11 protein-coding genes are annotated in these 10,605 nt (G+C 71.5%); 3 read left to right on the forward strand and 8 right to left on the reverse strand.

What is annotated here, in order from left to right; all coding sequences use genetic code 11:
- A partial coding sequence (locus RT323_RS14295; RefSeq protein WP_313409656.1) for an adenosylcobinamide-GDP ribazoletransferase occupies positions 1 to 517 on the forward strand: 517 nt, incomplete at its 5' end.
- The gene (locus RT323_RS14300) at positions 514 to 1,116 is read left to right on the forward strand and encodes a DNA-3-methyladenine glycosylase I (protein WP_313409657.1); all 603 of its coding nucleotides are present in this window, start codon (positions 514 to 516) and stop codon (positions 1,114 to 1,116) included. The genes RT323_RS14295 and RT323_RS14300, both read left to right, overlap by 4 nt.
- Positions 1,117 to 1,166: 50 nt before the next feature.
- On the opposite strand, the gene cobU is transcribed toward RT323_RS14300, so the two are convergent.
- From cobU to RT323_RS14340, 8 genes are all read right to left on the reverse strand, one after another.
- A complete protein-coding gene (gene cobU / locus RT323_RS14305) occupies positions 1,167 to 1,697 on the reverse strand; it encodes a bifunctional adenosylcobinamide kinase/adenosylcobinamide-phosphate guanylyltransferase (protein WP_313409659.1) in 531 nt (176 codons plus the stop codon).
- 34 nt (positions 1,698 to 1,731) lie between these two features.
- Positions 1,732 to 2,733 carry a sugar phosphate isomerase/epimerase gene (locus tag RT323_RS14310; protein WP_313409661.1) on the reverse strand — a complete coding sequence of 334 codons (1,002 nt, stop codon included), beginning with the start codon at positions 2,731 to 2,733 and terminating at the stop codon, positions 1,732 to 1,734.
- Positions 2,734 to 2,752: 19 nt separating this feature from the next.
- A complete protein-coding gene (locus RT323_RS14315) occupies positions 2,753 to 3,874 on the reverse strand; it encodes a Gfo/Idh/MocA family oxidoreductase (protein ID WP_313409662.1) in 1,122 nt (373 codons plus the stop codon).
- Positions 3,871 to 4,737 carry a sugar phosphate isomerase/epimerase gene (locus tag RT323_RS14320; RefSeq protein ID WP_313409663.1) on the reverse strand — a complete coding sequence of 289 codons (867 nt, stop codon included), beginning with the start codon at positions 4,735 to 4,737 and terminating at the stop codon, positions 3,871 to 3,873. Before RT323_RS14320 ends, RT323_RS14315 begins: the two co-directional genes overlap by 4 nt.
- A gap of 66 nt (positions 4,738 to 4,803) precedes the next feature.
- Complete coding sequence (locus tag RT323_RS14325; RefSeq protein ID WP_313409664.1) at positions 4,804 to 5,961, reverse strand: substrate-binding domain-containing protein; 1,158 nt, start codon at positions 5,959 to 5,961, stop codon at positions 4,804 to 4,806.
- 26 nt (positions 5,962 to 5,987) lie between these two features.
- Positions 5,988 to 7,058 (reverse strand): ABC transporter permease, encoded by a 1,071-nt coding sequence (locus RT323_RS14330; RefSeq protein WP_313409666.1) that lies wholly within the window; start codon positions 7,056 to 7,058, stop codon positions 5,988 to 5,990.
- Entirely contained in the window at positions 7,055 to 8,050 is a 996-nt protein-coding gene (locus tag RT323_RS14335) for an ABC transporter permease (RefSeq protein ID WP_313409667.1), read from the reverse strand. The genes RT323_RS14330 and RT323_RS14335 overlap by 4 nt, the downstream gene beginning before the upstream one ends.
- Entirely contained in the window at positions 8,047 to 9,570 is a 1,524-nt protein-coding gene (locus RT323_RS14340; protein WP_313409669.1) for a sugar ABC transporter ATP-binding protein, read from the reverse strand. Before RT323_RS14340 ends, RT323_RS14335 begins: the two co-directional genes overlap by 4 nt.
- A gap of 93 nt (positions 9,571 to 9,663) precedes the next feature.
- On the opposite strand from RT323_RS14340, the gene RT323_RS14345 reads away from it, so the two are divergent.
- The coding region (locus RT323_RS14345; RefSeq protein ID WP_313409671.1) for an ROK family protein at positions 9,664 to 10,605 on the forward strand (942 nt) is incomplete at its 3' end.

The following is a 10,605-nucleotide window of genomic DNA, read 5'->3' on the forward strand; positions in this document are numbered from 1 at the left end:
CACGGCCGACGCCCTGGCCTCGTCCTACGACCGCGAGCGCGCCCTGACCGTCGCCCGGACCGGGGACGTGGGTCCGGCCGGCGCGGCCACGTTGGTTCTCGTCCTGCTGGTGCAGGCGAGTGCGGCCGGCACCGTCGTGGTCGGGTGGGACTTCGGGCCCGCTGCCGTCGGGGCGCTGTGGTGCCTCGCCCGCGCCGCCGCCACGGTGGGCCTGCGTCGCGGGGTCCCGCCCGCCCGCCAGGACGGCATGGGCGCCACGTTCGCGGGCAGCGTCCCGTCCACGGCCCTGGTGGCCGTGTGGCTGGCAGCGACCCTGGCCGGCGTCGCGGTCACCACCCTCACCGGCGCATCCGTGGCACAGGGAGTCGTCACCGTCCTCGCGGCGCTCGTCGTCACGCTCGGCCTCGTCGCCCACGTCACACGGCGACTGGGTGGCATCATCGGCGATGCGATGGGCGCCTCGATCGAGGTCGCCCTCGCTGTCCTCCTGATCGGCTTCTCGGCGGTGATCGCATGACCTTCATCGGACCCGACGGCGCGCCTCGCTGCGACTGGGCCGGCGGTGCGCCCGGCTTCGTCGAGTACCACGACACCGAGTGGGGCTTCCCCGTCAGTGACGACGTCCGCCTGTTCGAGAAGTTCTGCCTCGAGGGGTTCCAGTCGGGCCTGTCGTGGCGCACGATCCTGGACAAGCGCGAGCACTTCCGTGCCGCGTTCGCCGGGTTCGACCTGGAGACCGTGGCCGGCTTCGACGAGTCGGACGTCCTGCGGATGCTGGCCGACACCGGCATCGTGCGGCACCGGGGCAAGATCCAGGCCGCGATCAACAACGCGGCCCGCGCGCTCGAGCTGGTCGAGTCCGAGGGCTCGCTCGCGGCGTTCGTGTGGCGGCACGAGCCCGACCCGGCCGAGATCCCGGAGCCCGAGTCGCTCACCACCTCGCCGACCGCGATCGCGCTGTCGAAGGACCTCAAGAGGCGCGGCTGGAAGTTCGTCGGCCCGACCACGGTCTTCTCGTTCATGCAGGCCATGGGCCTGGTGAACGACCACGCGCACCACTGCGTCGTCCGGTCGCGGGTCGCCGAGGCCCGCGCCTCCTTCACGCCGCCGGCCTGACGCCGCTCGCGCTCCCCTCCCCGCGCACCTCCGGGCCGCCGCGGGCCGGATCAGAGGCGCAGGACGCGGCCCGCGACGACGAGCAGGACCTCGTCGCAGTCCAGCGCGAAGCGCTGGTTGACCTTGCCGAGCAGGTCGCGGAACAGCCGCCCGGAGCGGTGCTCGGGGACGACGCCCCAGCCGACCTCGTTGGTCACGACGACGACGTCCTCGGCGTGCGCGGCCATCGCCTGCACGGCGCGCTCGACGCGTAGCCAGAACTCCGGCTCCCAGTCGTCGAGCGTCTTGTCCCAACCGTCCAGCTCGCTGATCAGCGCCGTGACCCACGTGCCGAGGCAGTCGATCAGGACCGTGCCGTCGGTCATCGCGATCGCGCGCTCGAGGTCGACCGTCTCGACGGTCTTCCAGTGCTCGGGGCGCCGGTCGCGGTGCGCGGCGACCCGGGACGCCCAGTCGGGGTCGAGCTCGGCGTCGGGCCGGGGGCCGGGGGCCACGTAGGTCACGTCAGTGGCCGCGACGACGAGCGACTCCGCGTGGAACGACTTGCCGGAGCGCACGCCGCCCGTGATCAGGGTCCTCACCCTCGCAGCCTAGTCCTGCCCCAGCCGGCGCCGGTCAGCCTTGATCGAACACGGCGTCGAACGCGGCGGTCGGCAGGTCGAAGTCGAACCGCTTGAGGAACTCCAGCGCCTCGGGGGCACCGCGGAGCCGGTCCATGCCGGCGTCCTCCCACTCCACCGAGATGGGCCCGGCGTAGCCGATGCGCGCCAGGGCCCGGAACGCGTCCTCCCACGGCACGTCCCCGCGGCCCGTGGAGACGAAGTCCCAGCCGCGACGCTGGTCGCCCCACGGCAGGTGCGACGACAGGATCCCGTTGCGGCCGCCACCCATGCGCATCCGGGTGTCCTTGCAGTCGACGTGGTAGATCCGGTCGGCGAAGTCGCTGATGAACGCGACCGGGTCCAGGCCCTGCCACAGCATGTGGCTGGGGTCCCAGTTGATGCCGAACGCCTCGCGGTGGCCGATCGCCTCCAGGGTCCGCACGGTGGACCAATGGTCGTACGCGATCTCGGACGGGTGGACCTCGTGCGCGAACCGCACACCGCACTCGTCGAAGACGTCGAGGATCGGGTGCCAGCGGTCCGCGAAGTCCTGGAAGCCCGCCTCGATGCGCTCGGCCGGAACGGGCGGGAACATCGCCACGTACTGCCAGATCGACGAGCCGGTGAAGCCCACCACGACGTCGACGCCCATCCTCCGGGCGAGGCGAGCGGTGTGCTGCATCTCCTCGGCGGCGCGGCGGCGCACCCCTTCGGGGTCGCCGTCGCCCCAGACCCGCGGCCCGACGATGGACCGGTGGCGGTCGTCGATCGGGTCGTCGCACACGGCCTGGCCCTTGAGGTGGTTCGAGATCGCCCAGCAGCCGAGGCCGTGCCGGCGCAGGATCTCGAGCCGGCCCTCGATGTAGTCGTCGTCGTCCCAGCGCCAGGCGTCGAGGTGCTCGCCCGACACGGCGATCTCGAGCCCGTCGTAGCCCCAGCCGGCCGCCAGCTCGGCGACCTCCTCGAGCGTCAGGTCGGCCCACTGGCCCGTGAAGAGCGTGAAGCGCTTGCCCATGGTGTCCCTCCTTGGATGATCAGGATGTCGCGAGGTCGACGGTCCCACGCCCGGCGACGTCGCTGCGCTCGACCGCGTCGAGCACCCGCTGCACCGCCAGCCCGTCCTCGAACGACGGCGTCGGGTCGGTGCCGTCCGCGATCGCGGCAAGGAACCCGGCGGCCTGGGTCGTGAACGTGTGGTCCCAGCCCAGCACGTGGCCGGGCGGCCACCAAGGCGCCAGGTGCGGATGGTCCGGTTCGGTCACCAGCACGCGGGTGCGCCCCTCGCCGGTGTCGACCCACAGCTCGTTGAGGCGCTCGAGGTCGAAGGCGACCGAGCCCCCGGATCCGAAGACCTCGATCTGCAGGGAGTTCTTCCGGCCGGCGGCCATCCGGCTGACCTCGACGCTCACCACCGCGCCGCGCGTCGTGCCCAGCAGCGCCCAGGCGGCGTCGTCCACCGTCACCGGCTCGGCACCGGACGGGCCCGGCCGGGACTCGACGAACGTCTCGAGACGCCCCGAGACCGTCTCGATCTCGTCGTCGAGCAGGAAGCGCACCTGGTCGACCAGGTGCGAGCCCAGGTCGCCGAGCACGCCCGAGCCGGCCTGCTCCTTGCGCAGCCGCCACGTCATCGGCGCGGCCGGGTCGACGAGCCAGTCCTGGAGGTAGGAGGCGCGGACCTGGCGCACCTCGCCGATCCGCCCGTCGGCGATCACCGAGCGGGCCAGCGCGAGGGCCGGCACGCACCGGTAGTTGAAGCCGACCATGGAGCGGACTCCGCCGGCGCGGGCCTTCGACGCGACCTCGACGAGCTCGGCCGACTCCTCGAGCGTGTTGGTCAGCGGCTTCTCGACCACGACGTGCTTGCCCGCGTGCAGCGCGGCCAGCGCGATCTCGTGGTGCAGGTGACCCGGCGTGCAGATGTCGACGACGTCCACGTCGTCGCGCGTGACGACGTCGCGCCAGTCGATGGCCCACTCCCGCCACCCGAGCTGGTCGGCCGCCGAGCGGACCGCGGGCTCGTCGCGTCCGACCAGGACCTGCTGCGAGACGCGCGGGAGGTGAGGATGGAAGGCACCGACGTTGCGCCAGGCGTTGGAGTGCGCCCGGCCCATGAATGAGTAGCCGATGACGGCCACCCCGAGAGCACGCGTCATCGGGACACCCCCGCCGCGGTCAGCTCGCGCAGGAACGCGAGACCGTCGCGCGCGAGGTCGTCCTGCGTCGCCGCGAGCGGCCGCCAGATCGACGCCGCCGTGGCGATCGAGGCGTTCTCCGCCGTGAAGCTCTCGATGACGAGCGGACCCGTGTGCCCGACCTCGTCGAGGGCGCCGACCAGGGCGTCCCAGTCGGTCTGGTCGCCACCGGGGGCGCCCCGGTCGCTGCCGCAGACCTGGACGTGCACGAGGTGATCTCCGGCCGCACGGATCGCGCCGGCGCTGGACCGCTCCTCGATGTTCAGGTGATAGGTGTCCAGCGCGAGGCCGAGCGAGGCTCCGAGGAGCCCGTCGAGGCCTTCGAGCGCCTGGTCGACCGTGTTGACCAGCGACGTCTCGTACCGGTTCAGCGGCTCGATGCCGATCCGCACGCCGCGGTCCGCCGCGTGCTCGACGACCGGTGCCAGGTGGTCGCGCCACTCCCGGTAGGCCTCGCGGCGCTCGCCCGGCGTCAGGCGCCAGGTGCGGCCGGTGGCCGCGTAGAACGGACCGCAGACCGCTTCGGCCCCGATGCCCGCGGCGAGGTCGATGCACCCGCGCAGGTAGTCCTGCGTCGCGGCGACGGCCGCGTCGTCTGCTCCGACGAGGTCGCGTCCGGGCGCCATCGCGCCGACGACCGCCGGAGCGAGCCCGGTGCGCTCGAGCGCGGGCCCGACGACGTCCGCGGTCAGGTCACCGAGGTTCTCCAGCGGGAGCTCCACCACGTCGAAGCCCAGGGCCGCGACGTGCTCCAGGCGCGCCTCGACCGTGGCGTCGGTGAGCGGTGACTGCCAGACCCACGTGTTGATGCCGATGGTGCGCATGAGTTCTCCTGTCGAGAGGGATGGTGAGCCGGGTGGCGGCGCCGAGTCGCCGCCACCCGGTCGCGATCAGCGGTCCTGCCAGGCCTTCGGGAAGCCCGGGAGGTCCTCACCGCCGAACTTGGCGTAGTGCCCGTCCGGCATCCCGTCGTTGGCCTTCAGGTAGTCCGCGCGGTCGTCCTCGGTGATCGGCGACTGGGGCAGGACCCACTCGGCCGGCACCTCCTCGCCCGCGAAGATCTTCTGCAGGGCCAGCAGCGGCGTGCGCCACTGGAAGTTGGAGTAGACGGGCGCCAGGCCGGTCAGGCCCGTGTCCTCCCACTTGCGCAGGAAGCTCATCTCGTCCTCACCGGTCATGACCGGGTAGTCCTTGCCCGCGTCCTCGAAGGCCTCGATCGCCGCGACGGCACCGTCACCGGCGTCCATCCAGACGCCCTTGATGTCGTCGGAGTTGATCGCGTCGGTGATGATCTGCTTGATCTTGGTGGGATCGGCGTCGGTGAACTGGTCCTCGGCGTCGATGTCGTTCTCCTCGAAGATCTTCTCGGCCGCGGCCCAGCGGGTCTCCAGGACGTCGACGCCGGGCAGGATGCGCAGCGCGATGACCTTGTCGCCCTTCTCGAGGTTGTCCACCAGGAACTCGGCCGTGTCGATGCCCCACGCGTAGCCACCGATCGGGTGGATGAACGTGGTGGCGCAGTCGGTGTCGACGCCGCGGTCGAACACGACGACCGGCTTGCCGGTCTCACAGGCGCGCTCGACGGCCGGCGTCATCGCCGCCGTCGAGTTCGGCGAGATGATGAAGGCGTCGCAGTTGCCCTCCTTGATGAAGTAGTCGATGTCGGCGATCTGCGTGTCGTCGGAGTCCTGCGCGTCGCGGGTCTCCATCTGCGAGACGACGCCCTCGTCCTGCATCACCTTCAGCTGCTGCTGCATCGTGATCCAGCCGGTCTGGCGCCACGGGTTGCTGATCGAGGCGTTCGCGAAGCAGACCTTCTTGGGGCCCTCGGTCTTGAACTCGGCGGTGTCGGTCATGTCGCCGGCGATGTACTGCATCCACGGCGTGGCGGGATCGCCCTCGAAGGTGGCGCCGCGCTGCTCGTCCTGACGGTCGAAGTCAGCCTGCACGAACCACTCGGTGTCCTTCGATCCCGAGTCGTCGTCGCCGGCGTCGGACACGTCGTCCGTGCTGCAGCCGGCCAGTACCAGGACGGCCGCAGCCGACACGAGTACCCCTCTCATTGATGCGCGCATCAGTTCTCTCCTGTCGTTGCGCCCGTGGCGGGCTGGGGTGTGGGGGGTGGAGAAGTCGTGGGGGCGCGGCGGCGCACGGCGCCCTGCCAGGCCCGGCCCGAGAGGGCGACGGCGGCGATGATGATCGCGCCCTGGACGGTGTCGCGCCAGGTCGACGCGACGTCGAGGCTGTACAGCAGCACGAACAGCAGCTCGAGCGCGAAGGCGCCGGCGGCCGCCGAGAGGACCCAGCCGCGTCCGCCGCCGAGCACGACGCCGCCCAGGACCACCGCGGTGATCGCGGCGAACTCGTAGCCCGAGCCGACGGAGGGGTGCACGCCGGCGTAGCCGACCAGCAGCACGCCCGCGACCGTCGCGGACAGGGACGAGATCATGAAGGCCCGCGTCTTGGTCCACCACAGCGGCGTGCCGGAGAAGCGGGCGGACTCGGGGTTGTCGCCGGCGGCGATGAGCGTGCGGCCGAAGGGACGGCGCATGAGCCACACGGCAAGCGCTCCGGCGACCAGGAGCACCAGGAGCGGGTACGGGATCATCCCGACGATCGGCACGTTCTCGATGCCGCCACGGCCGATCTCGCGGAAGCGGTCCGACGGGTTGCCCGTCGCGGCACCGCCGGTGACGTACCGCACCAGGCCGGTCAGCGAGAGCATCATGCCCAGCGTGACGATGAAGCTCGGCACCTTGAGCAGCGTGGTGGCCAGGCCGTTGAGCAGGCCGATCCCGGCTCCGACGGCCAGCATCAGCAGCAGGCCCGGCAGGATCCGTGCCTCGTCCTGGCCGATGACGTTGCCCGCCAGCACCACCTGGGCGGCGATGACCGCACCCATCGAGAGGTCGAACTCACCGCTGACGATGACGAAGTACTGGCCCATCGCGGCGATCGCGATCGGTGCCGTGCGACCCGCGAAGCGAATCAGCGAGTTGCCCTCGGCGAAGCTCGGGTTGGACACGACGATCGCGAGGAGCAGCGCGATGACGAGCAGGAAGACGGCGCCACCGGGAGTGGCCAGGACGGCCAGGAACCGCCGGCCGGGCGTGCCCTCGTGGAGCGGCAGCACTCTCGTGCTCATGACGTGACCTCCGTCGTCGTGCCGAAGCGCTCGGGTCGCCGGTCGATCTCGCGGCGCGCGTAGACGGCGACCGCGACGACGATGACGATCCCTCGCACGACGTCCTTCAGGAACGGGTTCAGCTGCATGACGCCCATGACGTTGTCGAGGACGGCGAAGATGCCGACGCCCGCGATCGTGCCGACGATGCTGCCCTTGCCACCCGACAGCAGGGTGCCGCCGAGCACGACCGCCGCGATGGACATCAGGTCGTAGCCGGCCTGCGAGCCGACCGTCGGCTGGCCGACGCCGAGTCGCGCGAGCAGCAGCAGTCCGGCGAGGGCGGCCGTCACCGAGCAGATGACGTGGGCGGCGATGATCGGAACCTGCGTCCTGACGCCCGACATGCGGGCCACCTCGGCGTTGCCGCCGACGGCGTAGATGTGGTGTCCGAGCCGCGTCCGTCGCAGCATCAGCACGGCCAGGCCCGCGCACACCAGCATGATCAATGTGGCCACCGGGACCGGGCCGATCCGCGTCGCGTCGAGCAGGCGGAAGGCGTGGGGCGCCGTGCCTGAACTGCCCTGGTAGTTCGACCCGAGGAAGCCCGAGACGATGAGGCCCGTGCCGAGCGTGGCGATGAACCCGTGGACGTTGAGCAGGCTGACGATCAGGCCGTTCACCAGGCCGAAGAGCACCGCGACGCCCAGCGCCGCCGCGACGCCGACGGCGATGTTGGCGGAGCGGTCGGCCATGATCCCTCCCGCCAGCACGCTGGCGAGGCTGACCATGAACGGCACCGAGAGGTCCAGCGAGCCCACGAGGATCACGAGCGTCTGGCCGATCGCGATCAGGCCCAGGATCGTCATGGTGGTCAGGACGTTGTCGATGTTGCCGACGCTGAAGAAGTTGCGGCCCTCGAGTGCCGTGATGACCGAGCCGGCCACGATCGAGAAGGCCAGCACGATGAACACGATCATCGTCGAGTCCAGGGCCGCCAGTCGTGCCCTCATGAGGCGATCTCCTCGTCCAGGCCGGCGGCGAGCGACAGGATCGTCTCCTCGTCGGAGCCGCCGGGCAGCTCTCCGGCGAGGCGGCCGTCACGCATGACGAGCACCCGGTCGGACATCCCGATGACCTCGGGCAGCTCGCTGGACACCATCAGCACGGCGATGCCACGCGCGGCCAGCTCGCGCATGACCTCGTAGATGGCGTGCTTCGCGCCGACGTCGATGCCGCGCGTGGGCTCGTCGAGCAGCACGATCCGCGGGTCGGTGGCCAGCCAGCGCGCCAGCACGACCTTCTGCTGGTTGCCGCCGGAGAGGAACTGGGCCTCCTGGCTGAGCGAGCGGGCCGAGACCGACAGCGAGCCGAACAGGCTGGGCACCTCGTGCCGCGCCGACTCGGTGCGCCGCGGGAAGACGGCGCGGACCACGCCGAGCGCGTTGTCCAGCAGGGACTGGTGCAGGGCGAGGCCGGTGGCCTTGCGGTCCTCGGTGACCAGGGCCAGGCCCGAGCGGATGGCGCGCCGCGGGGAGCCGATCGGCGTGGCCTCGCCGTCGACGAGGAGCTCGCCGCGGGTGAACGGCTGGATCCCGAAGATCCCCTCGAGCAGCTCGGTGCGGCCGGAGCCCTGCAGGCCCGCGATGCCGACGATCTCGCCGGCGTGCAGGGTCAGGTCGATGCCGTCGACGTAGCCGTTGCCGGCTCCGCGCAGCTGCAACCGCGGCTCGCCGACCGTGGTGCCCGGGGCAGGATCCGGGATGAACGAGTCCATGGGGCGTCCGACCATGAGGCGCACCAAGGTGGCCTCGTCCAGCTCGGAGGCGGGGCGCGTGTCGACCTGCCGGCCGTCCTTCAATACGGTCACCGTGTCGCACAGGTCCAGGACCTCGCGCAGCCGGTGGGAGACGTAGACGATGGCGACGCCGCGCGACGTCAGCTCGCGCACGATCCGGTAGAGCAGCTCGACCTCGTGGTCGGCCAGCGCCGCCGTGGGCTCGTCCATCTGGATCACGCGGGCGTCGAAGCTGACGGCCTTGGCGATCTCGACGATCTGCTGCTCGGCGACCGAGAGGGACCGCACCCGGCGCGAGGGGCGCATGCCCTGGATGCCGAGGCCCTCCAGCAGCGCGGCGGTCTCCTGCTCCATCCGGCGGGTGTCGACCAGGCCACCGCGTCCGCGGAGCTCGCGGCCGAGGTGGATGTTCTCGGCGATGGTGCGCTCGGGAAGCAGGTTGAACTCCTGGAACACCGTGGCGAGTCCCGCGCGCTGGGCCTCGACCGGGTGGCCGAAGCCGACGGGCTCGCCGTCGAGCTCGATCGTGCCGGCGTCGGCGGGGTGCACCCCGGCGAGGATCTTCATCAGCGTGGACTTCCCGGCGCCGTTCTCGCCCACGAGCCCGAGCACCTGCCCGGCGTGCAGGTCGAGGTCGACGCCGTGCAGGACCTGGTTGCCGACGAACGCCTTGGTCACCGCGCGGACGCGCAGGACCGGCGCGGCTCCGTGCTGGCTGTGGTCAGGCTGATTCACGTCAGAACTGTGACACAGATCTCCCGTTCTGTCGAGGATCCGGCAGAAGTCGATCACTGGACGTTCAAAAGGGAGAGTGATTGAATCAGCACCGTGAAGACCAGCGACGTGTTCGCCCTGCTGCAGCGCGAAGGTCGCCCGATGACGCGCGCCGAGCTGGCCGAGTCGAGCGGCCTGGCCCGCTCCACCGTCGCGTCCCGCGTCGACCTGCTGCTGCGCCTGGGACTCATCACCCCCTACGGCGGCCGCAGCTCCACGGGCGGACGCCCACCGTCACTGCTGGCGGTCAACACCGGCGCACGCGTCGTGGCGGCGATCGACCTCGGAGCGCGACACGCCCGCGCGGCGGTCGTCGACCTGTCCGGCACCGTGCTGGCGCAGGAACGCGAGGACCTGGACATCGCCGACGGCCCGGTCACGGTCCTGCGCTGGGTGACCGCGACGATCGACCGGCTGCTGCTGCAGACCGGGCGCCCGCGCACCGACCTGGCGGGCATCGGCATCGGCCTGCCTGGCCCGGTGGAGCACTCGACCGGCAGGGCCATCAACCCGCCGATCATGCCCGGCTGGGACCGCTTCGACGTGCCGCAGTTCGTCCGGCACTCGTTCGAGGTGCCCGTGCTGATCGACAACGACGTCAACATCATGGCCCTGGGCGAGCAGGACACCCAGTTCCCCGGCGTCGACGACCTGATCCTCATCAAGGCCGCGACGGGGATCGGCGCCGGCATCATCGCCGGTGGCGAGCTCCAGCGCGGCGGGCAGGGCACGGCCGGGGACATCGGCCACATCCGCGTCTCGCGCGGGAGCGACGTGCTGTGCCGCTGCGGGAACGTCGGCTGCCTGGAGGCCCTCGCCGCCGGGCCCGCGATCGCGCGGGTGCTGGGCCGACCGGGAGTCACCGAGGCGACCCACGTCGTCGACCTCGTCCGGGCCGGCGACCTCGCCGCGATCCAGGCCGTTCGTCAGGCGGGCCGCGACATCGGCGACGTGCTGGCCATGATCGTCAACTTCATCAACCCGTCGGTCGTCGTC

The sequence above is a fragment of the Aeromicrobium sp. genome, from assembly GCF_032084975.1.
GTDB lineage: Bacteria > Actinomycetota > Actinomycetes > Propionibacteriales > Nocardioidaceae > Aeromicrobium.

Coding starts and splice junctions, on each gene's coding strand:
- RT323_RS14300 (WP_313409657.1), top strand. CDS start 514: ATGACCTTCATCGGACCCGACGGCGCGCCTCGCTGCGACTGGGCCGGC.
- RT323_RS14310 (WP_313409661.1), bottom strand. CDS start 2,733: ATGGGCAAGCGCTTCACGCTCTTCACGGGCCAGTGGGCCGACCTGACG.
- RT323_RS14315 (WP_313409662.1), bottom strand. CDS start 3,874: ATGACGCGTGCTCTCGGGGTGGCCGTCATCGGCTACTCATTCATGGGC.
- RT323_RS14320 (WP_313409663.1), bottom strand. CDS start 4,737: ATGCGCACCATCGGCATCAACACGTGGGTCTGGCAGTCACCGCTCACC.
- RT323_RS14330 (WP_313409666.1), bottom strand. CDS start 7,058: ATGAGCACGAGAGTGCTGCCGCTCCACGAGGGCACGCCCGGCCGGCGG.
- RT323_RS14335 (WP_313409667.1), bottom strand. CDS start 8,050: ATGAGGGCACGACTGGCGGCCCTGGACTCGACGATGATCGTGTTCATC.